The sequence below is a fragment of the Achromobacter sp. Bel genome, assembly GCF_012928505.1.
Taxonomy (GTDB): domain Bacteria; phylum Pseudomonadota; class Gammaproteobacteria; order Burkholderiales; family Burkholderiaceae_B; genus Achromobacter.
In genome coordinates, this window is sequence record NZ_JABBJN010000020.1 from 44074 (window position 1) to 60302 (window position 16229).

Genomic DNA, 16229 nt, shown 5'->3' on the forward strand with positions numbered 1-16229 from the left:
CGTGGGGCAGCGTTTGACCCTCCCGTCACGCCATGCCCGACAGTCCGTTTTGCGTCATCAGCGGGGGAAGGATGATTGGCGCATTGACGACGGCGCGTTGACCTCGGCCTGCGCGGGATAAGGCATACTGCGCGACGCCAGGCGCAGCCTTGCGCGTGAGACGCTTTCGGCGTGTTGCGCGTTGCTTCCGAAGCCGTTGCGCTGCCAGTGCAAAGAAAAAAAGTCGCGCCGTTCGATGCGCGACGTCGTCAACGAGGAGAGAGGGATGACGAAGCAGTCCAGGATTCATGGTGTATGCCGCCGGGTCGGCAGGGTGTTGCTGCCGGCCGCGCTGGCGGCGGGTTTGGTTGCGGCGCCTGCCGCACATGCCGATGAGTATCCGTCGCAGCCGATCAAGCTGATCGTGCCGTTCGCGGCGGGCGGTGGCAACGACGGGATCGCGCGTCTGCTGGGGCAATTGCTATCCGAAGGCCTGAAGCAGCCGGTGGTGGTCGAGAACCGTCCCGGGGCCGGCGGCAAGCTAGGGGTGGAGCAGGGCCTGCGGGCCGCCCCGGACGGCTATACGTTGACGCTGATTTCCAATAGCTATTCGGTCAACCCCAGCCTGTATAAGTTGCCGTTTGATCCCGTGGGCGACATGACGCCGATCGGCATGATCGCGCGCGCCCCGTTCTTCGTGTCCGTCAATCCGAAGGTGCCGGCGGAGACGTTGGGCGAATTGGTCGCCTTGGCCAGGAAGAAGCCTGGCGTGCTGACGTACGCGTCGTCGGGCACGGGCGGCATTTCGCATCTGGCGACGGAGGCCTTTCTGAAGACGGCGGGGATTTCCATGATCCACGTGCCGTACAAGGGTTCGGCGCCCGCGCTGACCGATACGGTCTCCGGTCAGGTCGACGCGATGTTGACGACGGCGGGGTCCACGTTGCCCTATCGGGCGGACAAGCGCCTGAAGGTGTTGGCGGTGACGCTGCCGCAGCGTGTGTCGTCGGCGCCGGACATTCCGACGGTGCGCGAAGCAGGGGTGCCGTATGACGTGACGGTGTGGTACGGCATTATTGCGCCCAAGGACGTGCCGCCCGCGATCCAGGCCAAACTCAATGCGGCGATCAATGCCGCGGTGGTGCTGCCTGAAATGGCGGACCGGTTGAAGGCGACGGGCGAGGCGGCCGCGCCGGGTAGCCCGCAGGACTTCCGTGACCAGATCGTCAAAGAGATTTCGCTTTGGGGCAATGTGGTGCGGGAGGCGGGCGTTACCGTCAACTGATCCGTGAGCCGGGCGCGGCCTGGCATGCCGGGGATGAGGGGGGCGCCCCTACTGGGCAGTTTCAAAAACGTAAGTCTGGCCGGACCCCTGAGACGGGTTGTACAGGGGGCACCATCCATTTACCGGGGCAACGGTGCAGTACCGGTTCTGGCCGTACACCTGGGCGACTTTCCAGGTTTGGGTGTTGTCGGCGCGTTCAAGCAGATACTGCATCCGCACCCCCCGTTCTTTCTTGTCCCGTTCGTCGATGTTCATCGTATAGCCCGGGGTAGGCGGCGTGGTGTTTCGGACGTGAGCCACGACCAGCGCGCGGGTGTCGGATTGGATGTCGACGTTCACCACCTCGCGCTCGTAGCTTTGCGTGTCGCATCTTTCTTCGCGTGCTCGATTGGCCGAGAGCGCTGGCGTCGACAATTCGCCCAGCGTCGAGCGGAACGGGCGGTACAACTCGGCCAATTCCTTGCAGACGGAGGCCGCGTATCGTTCTTCTTCGTCGCGGACGTGCCACCAGGACTTCACTGCGTCGTCGGGGGTGTTGGCCGCGATCTTCAATTGCGGCGTCGCTGCCTGCAGGCGGTTCCAAGGCGATTCTTCTTTGGAGCAGCCGACCAACACAATGGCCAGCGCCACCAGCAATGCAGGTTTTCTCACAACAACGGGTCCGGTAATGTAGGGTGGCGTCATGATACCGCTTTCAAAATAAGCGCCCGGGTATCCGCGCTTGGTGTGGCTGCCGAGACGATTTTCGTGCAAAGGGGATCGTGTTAATCTTTGTCCTATGACAATGTTGTGTCGCCGAGGCTCAAACCGTGAACGCTGGAAAAACCGCCGATATCTCTCAAACGCAACCGCTGCATGACTTGCACAACCGCTGGCCGGAAGCCGAGTCGGTCGAGGATTTCCGCCATAACCTGGCGGCGGTGCATGCGCGCATCGCGGCGGCGTGCGGCCGGGTGGGGCGCGATCCCGCCGGGGTGCGCCTGTTGCCCGTTAGCAAGACCAAGCCCGAGGTCAGCATCCGGCTGGCCCATGCGGCCGGCTGCCGCTTGCTGGGTGAGAACAAGCCGCAGGAGGCCTACCGCAAGTGGGAGGCCACGCAGGACCTGCATGATCTGCAGTGGTCCGTGATCGGCCACTTGCAGACCAACAAGGCCAAGCTGGTGGCGCGCTTTGCCAGTGAATTCCAGGCGCTGGACAGCCTGCGCGTGGCCGAGGCGCTAGAGCGGCGCTTGCAGGCCGAAGGCCGCGCGCTGGACGTGTTCGTGCAGGTGAACACCTCGGGCGAGGCCAGCAAGTACGGCCTGCATCCCGACGACGTGTCGGCCTTCCTGCGTGCGCTGCCCGGGTTCCCGGCGCTGCGCGTGCGCGGACTGATGACGCTGGCGCTGTTCTCGGCCGAGGCCGAACGGGTACGCCAGTGCTTTGTCCTGTTGCGCCATCTGCGTGATCAACTGCGGCAGGACGCGCCTGCGGGCATTTCGCTGGACGAGCTGTCGATGGGCATGTCTGGCGATTTCGAGATCGCCATTGAAGAGGGGGCGACCGTCGTGCGGGTGGGCCAGGCGATCTTTGGCGCACGGGCCCTGCCCGACAGCCACTATTGGCCGACTGCGCAAGACGACGGCGCCGACTCGTGAGCGCCGCCGACTGCTCTTGATGCGCCTGGCGCGCGCTCAGGCCACGCAGTCCACGTAATAGCGCAAGTTCCCGTCGTCGTCCCGCAGTTCCACGAACCCGTGAATGTCGGTACCGAAGCCCGGGCAGGACCGGTTGAGTTCGCGCGAGAACTTCAGGTAATCGACGATGCTCCGGTTGAAGATCTCGCCCGGGATCAATAGCGGGATACCGGGCGGGTAGGGGGTGATCAGGCTGGTGGTGATGCGGCCTTCCAGGTGGTCGATTTCGACCCGCTCGGTCTTGCGATTGGCGATGTGCGCATAGGCATCGCTGGGCTTCATGGCAGGCACCGCTTCCTTCGTGTACATCTCGGTCGTCAGGCGCGCGATGTCGCTCTTTGCGTAGATCCGGTGCACGTGCTGGCACAGGTCGCGCAGGCCCATGGCTTCGTAGCGCGGATACTTTCGGCAGAACGCCGGCAGGATGCGCCACATCGGCACGTTGCGGGCGTAGTCGTCCTTGAACTGCTGCAACGCCGTTACCAGTGAACTCCAGCGGCCCTTCGTGATGCCGATGGTGAACATGATGAAAAAGCTGTAGAGGCCGGTCTTCTCGATGATCACCCCGTGCTCGGCCAGGAACTTGGTCACGATGGATGCCGGGATGCCGTCCGCGGCGAAACGGCCGTCCATGTCCACGCCGGGGGTGACGATCGTGGACTTGATCGGGTCGAGCATGTTGAAGCCGTTGGCAAGCGGGCCGAAGCCGTGCCACGCGACCTCGTCGCCCTCGTCCGAGATGATCCACTGCGCTGCGCTGCCGATGCCTTCCGCTTCAAGTTCGTCCGGTCCCCACACCGTGAACCACCAGTCGTCCGCCGTGAATTGTTCGCCGACCTGCCGCATGGCGCGTCGGAAATCCAGCGCCTCGATGATGCTCTCTTCGACCAGGGTCTGGCCGCCGGGTTGTTCCATCATCGCCGCCGCCACGTCGCAGCTGGCGATGATGGCGTACTGCGGCGACGTGGACGTGTGCATCAGGTAGGCCTCATTGAACAAGTGGCGGTCAAGCCCGCGCGTAGCCGAGTCCTGCACCAGGATGTGGCTGGCCTGGCTGATGCCCGCCAGCAGCTTGTGCGTGGATTGCGTGGAGTACACGATGGAATCGCGCGGCCGCGCCCGCTTCTTGCCCATGGCGTGATACGTGCCATAGAACGGATGGAAGGCCGCGTGCGGGATCCATGCTTCGTCGAAGTGCAGGGCTTCCACATAGCCGTCGAGCGCGGACTTGATGATTTCGGTGTCGTAGAGGATGCCGTCGTAGGTGGATTGCGTCAGTACCATCACGCGCGGCTGGACCTGATCGGCATCCACCCCCGCCATTAGCGGATGGGCGCGGATCTTCGCCTTGATGGACTCGCGCGAGAACTCATCCCTGGGGATCGGCCCGATGATGCCCAGATGGTTGCGCGTGGGCCGCAGGAAGACGGGGATGGCCCCGGTAAGCACGATGCCGTGCAGGATGGACTTGTGGCAGTTGCGGTCCACCACCACCACGTCGCCCGGCGCTACCAGATGCTGCCAGACGATCTTGTTGCTGGTGCTGGTGCCGTTGGTCACAAAGAAGCAGTGGTCGGCGTTGAAGATGCGCGCGGCATTGCGTTCGCTGGCGCCGATGGCGCCGTTGTGGTCCAGCAGTTGACCAAGTTCCTCCACCGCGTTGCAGACGTCGGCGCGCAGCATGTTCTCGCCAAAGAACTGGTGAAAGACCTGGCCGACGGGGCTTTTTAGAAAGGCGACACCGCCCGAGTGGCCGGGGCAGTGCCAGGAATACGAACCGTCTTCCGCGTAGTCGAGCAGCGCTTTCAGGAAGGGCGGCTTGATGCCGTCCAGATAATTCCTGGCTTCGCGGATGAGGTGGCGCGCGACGAATTCGGGCGTGTCCTCGAACATGTGGATGACGCCGTGCAACTCGCGCAGGATGTCGTTCGGCATGTGGCGAACCGATTTGGTTTCGCCATAGATATAGATCGGCACATCCACATTGCGGCGGCGCACTTCGCTGATGAACAGCCGGATGTTCTGCAGCGCCGGCGCGTCTTCGGCGTTTGGCGTGAATTCTTCGTCGTCGATCGACAGGATGAAGGAACTGGCCCGGCTCTGCTGTTGCGCGAACTGGCTGAGGTCATGGTAGCTGGTGGCGCCCACTACCTCGAAGCCCTCGGTCTTGATCGCTTCGGCAAGCGCCCGGATGCCCAGTCCGGAGGTGTTTTCTGAACGGAAGTCCTCGTCGATGATGACGATGGGGAAGATGAAGCGCATGGTCTGTCCTGTATCGAGGCGACGCCAACGGCGTGGCGGTCAGCGGCTCGGGACGGCGAAGACGGGCGATCCCAGAGCCTTGTGAGGGACAAAGGCGGGATGGGACGGGGGGCTCCGGCTCAAGTTCCTATAATGTCCTGGATTATTATTATATATGTCCTAGGACAAAATTCAGACGTATGGCGTAGCTGCCTCCTGCCAAGGGGGGTTAACCCAGGCTGTGCTTGATGTCTTGGGCAAGCCGGGCGCATTGCGCCAGTTCGATGTTGGAGATCGTGATCCGCAGGCCTTTGACCGCGTCCTGGACGGCGAAGGCATCTCCGTGGCGGACCAGCCAGCCTTGCCGGGCCAGCGCCAGAGCAATCGCCTGGTCGTCGGTCTGCAGCGGCACCCAAAGATTGAGGCCGTCGCCTTGCGCCAGGAAATCGATGTCCTGGGCGCGCAGGGCGTCTTCCAGCGTCTTTCGGCGGCGGGCATAGTCGGCGCGGGCCTGCGTAAGCAACGCGACGGTCGCGGGCTGTGTGAGCTGGACTTCGACAATGTCCTGCAGCAGGTGGCTGACCCAATTCGTGCCGGTGGCCAGTCGCAGGCGCAGTTGGCGGGACGTGGCGGAATCGCTTGCTACCGCGGCGAGCCGGACATCGGGGCCCAGCGCCTTGCTGAAGGAACGGATCAACGCCCAGCGGTAGGCATTGTCGGGAATCGGCGAATGGTAGGCGGCGTTGGACAGCAGCGCGAAGTGGTCATCCACGATCACCATGACGTCCGGATGCTTGGCCAGCAGGCGTGACAGCGCGCGTGCCCGTTTGTCGCTCAGGTTGCAGCCCGTGGGATTGTGGGCGCGCGGGGTGATGATGACGGCCTGCGCGCCCTTGGCCAAGGCCGCCTCCAGCCCGTCAGCCTGCATGCCTTGCGCATCGACGGGAACGCCGATGGTTTGAAGCCCGATGGTCCGCAGGGTGTTGATACTGCTGAGGAAGCAGGGATTCTCCACGGCCACCTTGTCGCCGGCCACCAGATAGGCGCCCAGCAGCCGCTCGATGGCATCCACCGCGCCGTACGTCAGGTCGATATCGAAACGGGCAGGGGCGTCGGGCTGGAACCATGTGCGCAGGTGGTCTTCCAGCCCCGCATTGATGGTGGGCTCGCCATACAGCCGGGTCTTGTAGGGACGCAGACGCAGCGCGGCGTTGGCGTCCGGTAGCCAGGCCGGGTTCGGGTTGCCGCTGGCGAAATCGGTCAGCGGGGAATTGGCCAGGGTGCCTTCCTGTTCGCCGGCCTGGAATGGGTCGCGGATGAGGGTGCCCAGGCGTCCTTGCGTCACCGCAATGCCTGCGGTGACAAGCCGCCGGTAGGCGGCGGCGACCGTATTGCGGTTCACGCCCAGGTCCACTGCCAGATCCCGCACGGGCGGCAGGGATGCCCCCGCGGATAACTGCCTGGACAGCGCCAGGGTGCGCACGCAGTCGTAGATCTCCGCCGCGGTCTTGCCGTGAATTTTCATATCGTCCTGGGACAGTTCTTGGAATCAGGCAGGCCAGAAGCCATTTCGTCCTGTCTGTCGCGCCTGGGCTGATTTTGCCATAGGCGCGCTTGCTCGCCGGTGCGCCGCATGGGGCGCCGGGGCGCGGGCGGTTCCCTGATTCAGGTGTGGCACGGCGTCGCCTCGCGCAACCGGTTGCGCCCTGATCTTCCGCGACCGGACGCGTTCTGGAGTACGCCTGCCGTGCCCACGGGCTGAGGTATCCTGTGGAGCATCGCCGATGTACGCCCCGCGCGGCTCAACTCGAAGAGGTCTATGCATGAGAATGCCATTGCTGTTCTTGGCCGCCGTCGTGGCCGGTTGCGCCAGTTCCGGTCCCGATGCCGGCAACGCGGTCGACCCGGCGAAAGTGCAGGCGATCAAGATCGATGTCACGACCTACGATGAACTCGTCAGGGACTTCGGGCCGCCGCTGTCCCAGCATTTCGACCCCGAAGGCAAGCTCACGGCGACTTGGTTCTACGTCAACACCGGCGCCTATGACGCGATTCAGGATCAGCAGAAATTGACGGTCATGTTCAATAAGGACCGCACCGTCAGGGCGTATGACAACACGTCGGGAATCAAGGGCGGGGCCATGCCTGGCCGTTAGCCCCCCGGGCAAAGTCTGCCGGCTGGTGGCTCTAGCCGGCAGATGGGTTCAACAGATGCATCCCGGTCCGTCTCACAAACTCTTCATACGTGATCGGCGGGCCTTCCTTTGTGCTGGCGCTGTTGGACTGCCAGTGCACCCACGAGCGTCCCGTCGTGGCGTCGTACACGAGCTTGAAGAGATGGCTGGGCACCGCCACGCCGGATCCGATCGTCTTGGGCCTGTCGCCGTAGACCGGGCCAGTGAAGATGTAGACATCGCCCGGCGCGCGCATGACGTATTTGCGCGTGTCTTGCTCGATGCGGCTCCACGCCCCGCTATTGTGTATCTGGTCCTGGGGCACCATATTGGCCAGCGAGAAGCTTTGCGCCATGGTGTCCTTGGAATACATGTCCGCGGCGGGCGCCATGTGGCCGCGCGAATAGCCGGACCCCCGGTAGTCGTCCAGATTGGCGCGCTCCGCGTTGGGCAGGCGTGCTTCGGCGTAGAACTTGTCGGTTCGCTGCAAGCCTTGGGCCTGGGTCAGCATTTTCCGGTTCAGCCGTTCGGCGACGAATACCGATGTCTTGGTTTGGCCGTTGTGCAGGATGGCGAAGCCGGAAAAGCAAAGTTCGCGCAAATTCTGACGCGCGGGGACTGCAGGCAGGTTGCCCCGTGGGAAGAACTGCGGACATTCCGCAAATCGCGTCTGGGTCAGCGCGCCGTTTTGCGCCGCCACGGGCGCGTAGGTCTCCTGGGCGGGCCAACCCAATCGGTCCAGGATGGCTTGCGGCGTGAACTGCGCCGGCCATTGCGGCTTCAGGACATAAGTGGCTGCGCCGAAACTCGCCAGCGACGAGAGAAGGAGGGCTCGCAGGAATCGATAAGCGCGATTGCCCGCTTTGGATTGGGACCGGGCTGCCGGGCGTCTTTTGGTTGAAGCTGTTTTTTTCGCGCGAGTCATGCTGCCTGTGTGTTGCTGCAGGCCGGCGCCTTGGTGAGGCCGGCACGTCATCGGATTGTAGATGACGTGCCGCGCGGCCCCCTACAGCACCAGCTTGAAGCCGATGGCCAGCATCGCGACCCCGACGCAGCCGTCCAGTACGCGCCAGGCTTTTGGGTTGGCGAAGAAGGGCCGCAACAAGCGCGCGCCGTAGCCCAGCGTGAAGAAGAACACGAACGACGCCGACATGGCGCCCAGCGCGAACGCGGTCTTGGCGTCTTCGTATTGGCTGGAGATCGACCCCAGCAGCACCACGGTGTCCAGATAGACGTGCGGGTTCAGCCACGTGAAGGCCAGGCAGGTGGCCAGCGTGGCGGCCAGGCCCGCCGTCTGTTTTGTGGAGGGCGACAGGCTGTCGTGCTGCGTACGGAAGGCCGAACGCAAGCTGCGCGCGGCGTAGACGAAGAGGAATAGGGCGCCGCCATAGCGCATGGCGGGTTCCAGCCAGGGCAGGGTGTCGACGGCCAATCCGAACCCGGCCACACCGGCGGCAATCAGGATCGCGTCCGACACCGCGCAGGTCAGACAGATGGCGAAGACGTATTCCTGACGGAGCCCCTGCCGCAGGACGAATGCGTTTTGCGCACCGATCGCGAGGATCAGGCCAAGACTGAGCAGGAAGCCGGGAATGAAGGCGGTTGTCATGGATCACCCTGTAAAAGGGCGACAGACTAGCCTGTGCGGGAAGATTAGAAAAACTAAATAGCCTAAACCAAGTTCAGTTCTGCTTAACGAACCGCGCCGTGCGTGCGCAGCTTAATGCGGGCGTGCCGCTGCCAGGGAAGCATTCAACGTCTGCAACTGGGTTTGCAGGGATTCCAGCAGCAGCTGGATCTGTTCGGAGGTCAGCGCGTAAACCCGACCGCCATCATCGCCCAGCCTGTCACCGGCAGGACCGCCTCGCCATCCTTGAAATCTCTGTCCAGCATCTTGATGTTCCTCTTCCCGGTTACAGGCGGCTGCCCGTGCGGGAGGGGATTTTATGCGTTCAGCTTAATGTAAGCAATGGACGGACGCTACGATAGCCGTTCGGGGGCCTCCCTCCCTGCCTGTATCGAGATGCGGTGCGAACGGACGGTGGCGTACTTCCGTTTCCGAAATGCGAAGCACGCAACCGTCGCCAATGGTGCGGGCCGCTTAGCCGCCGCCTTGCTCTGCCGCACGCAGCAGACCGTACAGCTTGTCCTTCAACTGCAGCTTTTCCTTTTTCAGCACCTCGATGTTGGTGCCGGAACTCGGCACGATGCCGTCTTCCATATTCTTGATTTCCTGGTCCAGATCGTTATGACGTTGAAACAAGGCCGAGAAATGCGCATTCTCGGATTTCAGCTGGGTAATGAGTTGGCGATATTCAGGGAACATTGGGGCCTCTCTTAGGTACCAGTTGACGGGACCGGTGTCGCGCCAGGCACGACGCGCATCGGCGTCAATTCCATGACACGCCAACGCCTGCGCGTTGTCAACCAAAGGGCCGGTGCGTCCCGCGCCCCGAATTGACGCGACGCAAGCGCGGCGCGGCGCTAGCGAATCTGTCTCGCATGCTCACGTTTCATTACATAGGTGTTTCCGCCCGGCGATACACTCGCTACCCCGTGGTCAGCCATGAAAGTGACATGAAACAGCGCGTGCCCCTCTATCGGCAGGTCTTTGAACTCTTTAGGCAGGACGGACGTATCCACGCGGGTACGGGAATGATGAGCGGCGTGATTGCGCTGTTTCTGGCCATCCTGGCGGTGCTGGGCGTGCTGGCCTTTCACTTTCCGGCCTACCTGACCACGCCGGAACTACGCGCCTTCTATTCCGTGGATGCGATGCGCACGCTGCTCTTCGGCGCGCTGCTCGTTTCGGGTTCGATCGCCCTGGCCAACACGGTGCTGGGTCGCCAGCGCTGGCTGAACATCTCCGCCTTCGTGCTGGTCTGCTGCGCGGTCGCGGCCGGCGGCAGCCAGGTCGTGGTGACGACGACCAATACCGGCAACCACCCGTACCTGGGCCTGGACTGGTTCATCCTGGATTTGCTGGCCTCCAGCACGGTCTTCATCATTTTCGAGAAGTTGACGCCTTTGTATCCGGGTCAGCCGGTATTCCGCGGCGAATGGCAAGTGGACATGAAGCACTTCCTGTTCAACCACCTGTCGGTGGGGGCCGTGCTGCTGTGCATCAACTTCTTCATCCATCGCCTGTTCTCGTGGGCGGCATACGAGCCCCTGCAGGCCGCGATCCAATCCATGCCGTATCTGCTGGAGCTGTTCGTCGCCGTGCTGGTGGCGGATCTGGCGCAGTATGCGGCGCACCGGGTCTACCACGAGGTGCCCGTCATGTGGCGCTTCCATGCCGTGCACCACAGCACGCGCACGCTGGATTGGCTGGCGGGTTCGCGCCTGCATATCGTAGAACTGCTGATCACGCGCGTCGCGGTGCTGGGCGTGCTGTTCGTGCTGGGTTTTTCGAAGGCGGTGCTGGACGCCTACATCATCATCGTCGGTTTCCAGGCCGTGCTGATCCATTCGAACGTGAAGCTGCCATGGGGATGGTTGCGCTACATCATCGTGACGCCGGACTTTCATCACTGGCACCATTCGTCGGACACCGAAGCGATCGACAAGAACTACGCGGCGCACTTCTCGTTCATTGACTACATTTTCGGCACCGCCGTGCGTGGCGTCGGCAAGCGCCTGCCCGAGAATTACGGCATCTTGGACAACGACATGCCGGGCTCTTTCCTGGCGCAGCAGGCGTATCCCTTCCTGCGCAAGAAGTAAGCGCTTGCCCGTCCGGGCCGTTGCGCCCGGACGGCGCCTTCTACAGCATCTTGACCGCGCGCCCGATGAACTGGATGGGCCCGGTGGGCTTGCCGATCGGCGAACCGGTCTTGGGTTCCAGCGTCAGCTCGAAGAGCTGATTGGGTTCCAGCGGCGGCAGCTTGTCCAGCGGGATGCGGACCGCCTCACCCGGTTTGATCAGGCCCAATGACACGGGGCCGGCCCAACCGTCGGCCTTGGTCCAGAATTCCAGCGCGCGGTCCGCCGGGACTTCGGTGGCGGTGAGCGGCGCCAGTTGCACGGCGTTCTGGCCGGCCTGAGCCTGCACCACCCAGCCTGGCGCCTGCGATTGCGGCGCCACCAGCACCACCACGTACTGCGCGGGCCCCGGGGCGGTCGCAGGTCGTAGCGCCAGCGTGCTGCCCAGGATCAACACCGCGGCCATGCCGCCGACGGCCAGGCTGCGCCAGAAGAACAGGCTGTCCCAAAGGCCGGACGTGGGGCGGGCGGTCGAAGGCTGGCGTCGGGCGGTTTCCGCATCAAGCGTGCGGGTGATGCGCGGCCACAGACTGGCGGGCGGTTCCACGGGGGCGGACAAGTTCGCAAGCGGCAGCAGCCGTTCTTCCCAGCGGGCGATGGCATTGCGCAACGCGGCGTCGTGCGGCAGACGGGCTTGTACCTCGCAGCGCGCCTGGGCAGACAAGGTGCCCAGCACATATTCGCCCGCCAGGTCGTCCAGGCTATCGGGGGATTCGTGGGCGGCGGTCATGCCAGGCACTCCTTAAGCGCTTGCAGGCTGCGCTTGATCCAGGCTTTGACGGTGCCAAGCGGCGCCCCCAGGCGCTGGGCAATCTCGCTGTGGGACAACCCTTCCACATACGCATGCAATACGCAGTTGCGGCGCACGGGTTCCAATTGTTCCAGGCACGGGCCGATCTGGCCGGCGCTGGCGCGCCAGTCGAAGGCGTCGCGCGTGTCGTGCCAGGCTTCGATGGCGTCGCGGGCGTCCAGGGCGGCAGCCGTATCTTCATCGACGCCGGTCTCGCGCGCCGTGTCGCGCAGCGCGTTCAGCGCCAGGTTGCGGGTGATGCTGTAGACCCAGCCGCGCCCCGACCCGCGGGATGCGTCGAAGCTGCCCGCCTGGTTCCAGATCCTGACGAAAGCGTCATGCACGATGTCCTCGGCCCAAGCGCGGTCGCGCAGCAGTCGTTGGGCCACGCCCAGCAGGCGCGGGCCTTCTTGCCGGTAAAGGGCTTCCAGCGCGGGCCGGCGGCCGGCGGCGCACTCCTTGATGGCAGCTTCGTAATCGAAATCCGGGGTCAGGCGGTTCGGCATGCGAGAGCGAGAGCGGAAAGTGGGCGGCCGTGCGGACAAGGTACGCACGGTGGTCGGTTGCGCCATCTTACCGGACTCTCTTGACGCCGCCCGGGCCCGCCGTCGCATGCGGCCGGCCCGGGTGCGGCGTTTAGTTCGCCTTCCAGAAGATGTAGTTGGCCTGGTATTGCACCTGGGTCTTCTGACCCAGCGTGGCCGGCGTGCACGGCGTCTTCGGCGCCACGCCGCCCTTGAGCGCGACGCGCTGGATATACGTGACCCCCGTCAGGGCACCCGCACCCACGACGGGATTGGCCTTCACCAATTGATAGGGCAGGTTGCCGTCGCCCGATGGCGCAACCGCCACCTGCGTGCCGGTCAGCTTGGACCCGTCCATGGCTTCCCACGTCGCCGGCGGGCCGTAGTAGGTCCCCACTTGCTTGCCCTGGCGGTCGTTCAAGACCGCCTTGGGGCCGGCGAAGACCCATTCGGTCTGGCTTTTCATGTCGGCCTTGGCGCGGCATTCATAGGTGATTTCACCCACGCCTACGGTTTCCCAGGCCACCTTGTTGCCCGCGGGCACCTGGACACTGGCGGGCAGGTCGGTCTGCGAATAGGCCATGGACTTGGCGCTCATCGTGCCGCAAGCGGCAAGGAGCGACACGGCGAACAGGCCGGCAACGGTGGGAATGCGATTCGAACGTTGGGTCTTCATGAGTGGTCTCCAGCGGCGTGAAAGTGCCTGTAGACGACGCGCACGATGCGCGCCGGTACAGGTACTACACGCGGGAGGCCACATTGGATGCAGGCCGGACGCAATTATTTTGCATCCGGCCTGAGGGGCAGGGGCGGGATTACTTGGCCGACCGGTTGGCCGAGTACGAGGCCATCAGATTGCGGTAGTCGGGGATGTGGTTGGCGAACAGCGTGCCCAGGCCCTCGACGTCATTGCGCCAGTCGCGGTGCAGTTCGCATGCCACGCCGAACCACGACATCAGTTGCGCGCCGGCTTGCTCCATGCGGCTCCAGGCGGCGTTGCGGGTGACTTCGTTGAAGGTGCCCGAGGCATCCGTCACGACGAACACGTCGAAGCCTTCTTCCAGGGCCGACAAGGCGGGGAACGCGACGCACACTTCGGTGACCACGCCGGCGATGATCAGCTGCTTCTTGCCGGTGGCCTTGACGGCCTTGACGAAGTCTTCGTTGTCCCATGCATTGATGTTGCCGGGGCGGGCGATATAGGGCGCTTTGGGGAATTTGTCCTTCAGTTCCTGGACCAGCGGGCCGTTGGGGCCATCTTCGAAGCTGGTGGTCAGGATCGTGGGCAGCTTGAAGTATTCAGCCAGGTCGGCCAGGGCCAGCACGTTGTTCTTGAACTGGTCGGGTTGGAAATCGCGCACCAGGGAAAGCAGGCCGGCCTGGTGGTCAACCAGCAGGACGGCGGCTTCGTTCTTGTCCAGCTTCACATAGGGTTTGGTCATGGTTTGCTCCGTTATGTCGTCAGGTCGTGGTGCGCGGTGTTGGCGCGGGGTTGAACACGTGAGTGCATGAACAGAATTCTAAATACAAGCCAACAACCCCGGTAGATGGGATTTTCGCGTCTCAGCGTTCTATAAATCGGACGATGCGAGGCCGCTTTTCAGGAAAGGAATGCCGTGGCGTTGCTGGGTCTCGTATTCGCGCCGGGCACTTTCACGGTACTCCGCACTCATGAAATCCAGAAGTTCGCGCACAGCCGGCAACAACCCTCGCCGCGAGGGAAACACGGCATGGACGGCGCCTGGCTCTGGATACCACGGTGCCCCGATCGGCACCAGCGTGCCTGCATCCAGTTCATCTCGGATCATCATCAGGGGCAGGGCCGCCACGCCCACGCCGCGCAGCGTGGCCTGCTTGAGCGCCAGCATGTCGTCCGTGACCAGGCGAGGGGTGAACGGCACGTTCTGCCGGGCGCCGTCGGGGCCATCCAGGCGCCACTGGCATTCGCGCTGCTCGGTGCCCAGCGCCAGCGTGGGCAGCTGGCTGATCTGGCTGACGTCGGCGCCGTCGGGCAGCGTGCGCGCCAGCGCCGGGCTGGCCGCGAGGCTCTGGCAACTGGTGCCCAGGTGCTTCATCACCAGGTCGCTGCTTTCAATGGGACCGAAGCGCACGCGCACCGCCAGGTCGAACCCCTCGCGCAGCACGTCGACCGGGCGGGAAAAGCTCTTGAGGTACACATGCACCTTGGGGCACTTTTCCATGAAGCGCGCCACGACATCGCCCAGGAAGTAATAGATCAGCGCGGGCGGCGCGCTCATGCGGATCGTGCCTTGCGGTTCGGCGTGGGTGCGGTCGATGACGTCCTGCGCGGCTTCGGCGCCGGCCAGCATCGACAGGCATTGGTCGAAGTACTCCTGGCCCAGTTCGGTCACGGCGAAGGTGCGGGTGGACCGCTGGATCAGGCGCACGCCCAGGCGGTCTTCAAGCAGGGCGATGCGGCGGCTGAGCCGGGACTTGGGAATGTCCAGGGTGCGCCCGGCCGGCGCGAAGCCGCCGTTCTTGACGACCTGGACAAAGTAATAGAGATCATTCAAGTCGTGCATGGACTTTCCGCTGTTCTGATAATGGGACGTAGCGGGGAGCATATAACGCTCGCCACGTCCCCAGGCGGAAAGCCTGCGGGCAAGTTCCTTTGCCGACCCTGGCGGGATCAGGCCGGCGCGCCGGCCGACTCCTCTTTCCAGCGCTGCTTGTCGCGTAGCGGCGGCGTGCCGAACAGGCGGCTGTATTCGCGGCTGAATTGCGACGAACTTTCATACCCGACGGCGTGCGCGGCCAACGCGACGCCAGCGTCGTCGCTCAGCATCAGGCGGCGTGCTTCCTGCAGCCGCAGGTGCTTTTGGTATTGCAGCGGGCTCATCGCGGTGGCCTGTTTGAAATGATGATGCAGCGACGACACGCTCATGTGCACGTCGCGGGCGATCTCCTCCACGCGCAGCGGCTGGGCGTAGTTGTCCCGCAGGATGCGGATGGCCTTGGCCACGCGGTTGAGCTGGCTGTCCTGCAGCACCGTCTGGCGCAGCACTACGCCCTGGCCGTTCATCAGCAGACGGTAGAGCAGTTCGCGCTTGACCATGGGCGCCAGGATGGGGATGTCGCGCGGGGTGTCCAGCAGCCTCAGCAGCCGCAGCACGACGTCCAGCAGGGACCCGCCCAACGGATTGACGCACAGCGCGCGCGACGCTTCGGCCGGCAACAGGGGCGGCAGGTGCTCGTCGCTGATCAGTTCCGCGATCTCTTCCGGGTTCAAGTCCAGCCGCAGGCCCAGATAGGGCAACGTCGGACTGGCGACCGATACCTTGGCCACCACCGGCAGGTCCACGGACGAGATCAAGTAGTGGAAGGGATCGTATTCATAGGATTCGTCGCCGATCAGCACGCGCTTGGACCCTTGGGCAATGACCGCCAGCGCGGCTTTTTGCAAGCCGGGTTTGGCGCCGGTGGGCTGCGACAAGCGGTGCAGGTACAGGCCCTCGATGGGCGTATCCAGCGACCCCTCCAAGTCCCCCGTCATCCGGTCCAGCGTGCAAAGCAGTTCGCGTCGCGCTGGCTCGTAGGCGATGTCCAGGGGGGCGGCGCTGGCGAAATCTCCGGGTCGAACGGTAGTAATAGGCATGGAGGCTCCTGAAGGCGTACCGCCCGCGCGGGCGACCGGCGGGGCAAAGGATTAAGCGGGCTCCAGTGTATGCCCAGCAACGGCGGGCTGGACAGTCGTGATTTCGGGGTGTGTAGAAATGGGCAAAAAGTTTGGAGGATCGGGCGCATGCCTGATCCTCTGCCGCTACTGCCAGAGAA

General features: G+C 64.0%; 16 protein-coding genes. 4 read left to right on the plus strand and 12 right to left on the minus strand.

Features of this window, described 5'->3' with window-relative positions; genetic code table 11:
- Positions 1-265: 265 nt before the first annotated feature.
- Positions 266-1264 carry a tripartite tricarboxylate transporter substrate binding protein gene (locus HG262_RS14405; RefSeq protein WP_169271666.1) on the plus strand — a complete coding sequence of 333 codons (999 nt, stop codon included), beginning with the start codon at positions 266-268 and terminating at the stop codon, positions 1262-1264.
- 48 nt (positions 1265-1312) lie between these two features.
- Here the strand turns inward: HG262_RS14405 and HG262_RS14410 are convergent, their stop codons facing one another.
- Positions 1313-1915 (minus strand): hypothetical protein, encoded by a 603-nt coding sequence (locus HG262_RS14410; RefSeq protein WP_348984391.1) that lies wholly within the window; start codon positions 1913-1915, stop codon positions 1313-1315.
- 158 nt (positions 1916-2073) lie between these two features.
- Between HG262_RS14410 and HG262_RS14415 the strand changes: the two genes are divergently transcribed.
- Positions 2074-2901: a YggS family pyridoxal phosphate-dependent enzyme gene (locus HG262_RS14415; protein ID WP_169271667.1), complete on the plus strand. Its 828-nt coding sequence runs from the start codon at positions 2074-2076 to the stop codon at positions 2899-2901.
- A 36-nt stretch (positions 2902-2937) separates the two neighbouring features.
- Here HG262_RS14415 and HG262_RS14420 read toward each other — a convergent pair whose 3' ends face one another.
- The gene (locus tag HG262_RS14420) at positions 2938-5202 is read right to left on the minus strand and encodes an arginine/lysine/ornithine decarboxylase (protein ID WP_169271668.1); all 2265 of its coding nucleotides are present in this window, start codon (positions 5200-5202) and stop codon (positions 2938-2940) included.
- Positions 5203-5410: 208 nt separating this feature from the next.
- Positions 5411-6706, minus strand: a complete 1296-nt coding sequence (gene ptsJ / locus HG262_RS14425) for a transcriptional regulator PtsJ (RefSeq protein ID WP_169271669.1) — start codon at positions 6704-6706, stop codon at positions 5411-5413.
- 298 nt (positions 6707-7004) lie between these two features.
- Between ptsJ and bamE the strand changes: the two genes are divergently transcribed.
- Positions 7005-7337 (plus strand): outer membrane protein assembly factor BamE, encoded by a 333-nt coding sequence (gene bamE / locus HG262_RS14430; protein ID WP_169271670.1) that lies wholly within the window; start codon positions 7005-7007, stop codon positions 7335-7337.
- A 31-nt stretch (positions 7338-7368) separates the two neighbouring features.
- Here bamE and HG262_RS14435 read toward each other — a convergent pair whose 3' ends face one another.
- The 3 genes from HG262_RS14435 to HG262_RS14445 all read right to left on the minus strand — a co-directional run bounded on the left by HG262_RS14435 (position 7369) and on the right by HG262_RS14445 (position 9681).
- Positions 7369-8280 (minus strand): DNA/RNA non-specific endonuclease, encoded by a 912-nt coding sequence (locus tag HG262_RS14435; RefSeq protein ID WP_248293361.1) that lies wholly within the window; start codon positions 8278-8280, stop codon positions 7369-7371.
- Between the two features lie 81 nt (positions 8281-8361).
- The gene (locus HG262_RS14440) at positions 8362-8964 is read right to left on the minus strand and encodes a LysE/ArgO family amino acid transporter (protein WP_169271672.1); all 603 of its coding nucleotides are present in this window, start codon (positions 8962-8964) and stop codon (positions 8362-8364) included.
- A gap of 492 nt (positions 8965-9456) precedes the next feature.
- Complete coding sequence (locus HG262_RS14445) at positions 9457-9681, minus strand: YdcH family protein (protein WP_169271719.1); 225 nt, start codon at positions 9679-9681, stop codon at positions 9457-9459.
- A gap of 251 nt (positions 9682-9932) precedes the next feature.
- On the opposite strand from HG262_RS14445, the gene HG262_RS14450 reads away from it, so the two are divergent.
- Positions 9933-11081 carry a sterol desaturase family protein gene (locus HG262_RS14450; RefSeq protein WP_169271673.1) on the plus strand — a complete coding sequence of 383 codons (1149 nt, stop codon included), beginning with the start codon at positions 9933-9935 and terminating at the stop codon, positions 11079-11081.
- A 40-nt stretch (positions 11082-11121) separates the two neighbouring features.
- Here the strand turns inward: HG262_RS14450 and HG262_RS14455 are convergent, their stop codons facing one another.
- The 6 genes from HG262_RS14455 to HG262_RS14480 form a co-directional block, all read right to left on the minus strand.
- Positions 11122-11850, minus strand: coding sequence for an anti-sigma factor (locus HG262_RS14455; RefSeq protein ID WP_169271674.1), 729 nt, complete (start codon positions 11848-11850; stop codon positions 11122-11124).
- Positions 11847-12416, minus strand: coding sequence for a sigma-70 family RNA polymerase sigma factor (locus tag HG262_RS14460; protein WP_035214233.1), 570 nt, complete (start codon positions 12414-12416; stop codon positions 11847-11849). Before HG262_RS14460 ends, HG262_RS14455 begins: the two co-directional genes overlap by 4 nt.
- A 130-nt stretch (positions 12417-12546) precedes the next feature.
- Positions 12547-13110 (minus strand): DUF3455 domain-containing protein, encoded by a 564-nt coding sequence (locus HG262_RS14465; RefSeq protein ID WP_169271675.1) that lies wholly within the window; start codon positions 13108-13110, stop codon positions 12547-12549.
- A gap of 139 nt (positions 13111-13249) precedes the next feature.
- Entirely contained in the window at positions 13250-13876 is a 627-nt protein-coding gene (gene ycaC, locus HG262_RS14470) for an isochorismate family cysteine hydrolase YcaC (protein WP_006227836.1), read from the minus strand.
- 129 nt (positions 13877-14005) lie between these two features.
- The gene (locus HG262_RS14475; RefSeq protein ID WP_169271676.1) at positions 14006-14977 is read right to left on the minus strand and encodes a LysR substrate-binding domain-containing protein; all 972 of its coding nucleotides are present in this window, start codon (positions 14975-14977) and stop codon (positions 14006-14008) included.
- A gap of 107 nt (positions 14978-15084) precedes the next feature.
- The gene (locus tag HG262_RS14480; protein WP_169271677.1) at positions 15085-16050 is read right to left on the minus strand and encodes an AraC family transcriptional regulator; all 966 of its coding nucleotides are present in this window, start codon (positions 16048-16050) and stop codon (positions 15085-15087) included.
- Positions 16051-16229 lie beyond the last annotated feature (179 nt).